The 1,768-nt window shown below is 45.1% G+C and carries 1 rRNA gene and 1 pseudogene; both read left to right on the top strand.

The features are described 5' to 3' along the window. The first annotated feature begins 44 nt into the window (after positions 1 to 44). A 5S ribosomal RNA gene (gene rrf / locus CDO73_RS26115) occupies positions 45 to 161 on the top strand. A 974-nt stretch (positions 162 to 1,135) separates the two neighbouring features. Next, a pseudogene (locus CDO73_RS26110) lies at positions 1,136 to 1,768 on the top strand (hypothetical protein); the annotation flags it as partial.

The raw sequence follows: 1,768 nt of genomic DNA, 5'->3' as shown, positions 1-1,768 counted from the left end.
TTTCAAGGTGCAAACCTTGTACCGGTTTACTTCGTAAACCTTGGTTTGGTAGTGATAGCAGAAGGGTTCCACACGTTCCCATCTCGAACACGACCGTTAAGCCTTCTAACGCCGATGGTACTTGGACCGCAGGGTCCTGGGAGAGTAGGAAGCTGCCAAGCCCAAAAGAAAAAGCCTTTTCCGCGCATAACGGAGAAGGCTTTTTTAGTTGTCCACATTTTCTGAGATAACGATGATGACAATCCGAATTAAGCTGTGGAAATCTTTGCAATTTACATGTTGTTCACATCTTCTCCACAAAAACTGTGTAAGACTTTAAGAATTCACCCCCGTTTATACGCAGCTTCTCTCTTATCCCCAACTTTCTCTTCTCGATCAAGCCTTGCACCGAATTAGTTATGCACAGCCAAGAATTATCCTTTTTCTTTAGAAAAGCCCCGGGGAATCTTCCTATTCGTATCAAGCTTATGCCGTTTTGAATATAAGCAGCGTTATTTGTCCGGATTATTTGTATATATATGCAAATGTGAACAGGAACAATCTCTCTATTTTCGATAAGCTTATTCCTAGTTTTAAAGTTTTTTCTTTTTTAAGATCAGACTGAAGATATAATTGAACTTTTTTTCACAATTTGATAGCTTTCTTGTTTCAATACCGCGCATAAGCGAACGGATTTTCGTACTCTGAGAGAACGAGATTCTTTGAAGCAAGCATAAGTGCCCGATTTTCGCATTTTTTAAGTCGAATCAAGCTGTTTTATAGTCAAAAATACATAGATGCTGCCGATCTTTCAAGGAACTTTTATATGCGGCGAGTAGGGGACTTTTTTGATTTCTTAGGCCTTTCGATTCGATAAACTGCCTAGATGTAATCTCATGAAAATACTTGTCGATATACATAATATCAGCACACCGCTTCGATGCATAAACAAGAACGAGTGAATATAAACGTATATTTATTCTATGTTATGCAGTCAAAGCAGGTCGTATCCATCATTCGCGCATGTCGCTTCCATGCGATACATGCAGCAATAATCCGGTTTTGAATCCAGGGGCGGACAAGAAGCCGGATGCCGATTCATTTTCAGTTGACCCGTTACCGACTTTGGCTTCTACATCATTTGGAGGGATACACCTTGAACAGACACAAAATCATCATGGCAATCGCAGCGATTTCTTTGGGAATCGGCAGCGGACTCGGCTCGATCGGACAAGCAAGCGCGGCAGACAATACTTTCAAAGCTTCTCCGGACTTCAGCAAAACGGTACAAGGTCTAAAAGGATGGTACTACCAACAAGGAACGGACGCCGCTTATTCCGATCTTTCTTATTACAGCAAGCAAACCAAATGGAGCAATGATCAGGGGTTCCCGTGGGTAGCCGCAAGTTCGCAATATCCGAGCGATACAGCCGATGCCGTTCGCAAGTGGGTAGCGCCGGGAACGGGGACCATCGAAATCTCGGGGATCGTGAAGAAAAGCGGAAACAAAGGCGACGGTATCGTGGCAAGCGTCAAGAAAGACAATACGGTATTGTGGAGCTCGCTGATCAAGACCAAAACCGGAGAAAAGCCGCAGAACGTCGGAGCGATTCCTGTAGAAGCCGGAACCGCCATCTACTTTGTCGTCAATAAGAACGGCACGACGGAAGATGACGAGACGCTGTGGAATCCGAGCATTGCTTTTACGCCGGGAGCCGTGACGACGAACCCGACGCCAACAGATCCGACGCCGACGAATCCGACAACGCCAACGGATCCGACGCCGACG

The sequence above is a fragment of the Saccharibacillus sp. O23 genome (assembly GCF_002205895.1).
GTDB lineage: Bacteria > Bacillota > Bacilli > Paenibacillales > Paenibacillaceae > Saccharibacillus.
The sequence above is the reverse complement of the archived record's forward strand: the minus strand, read 5'-3'. Positions and strand labels throughout refer to the sequence as shown.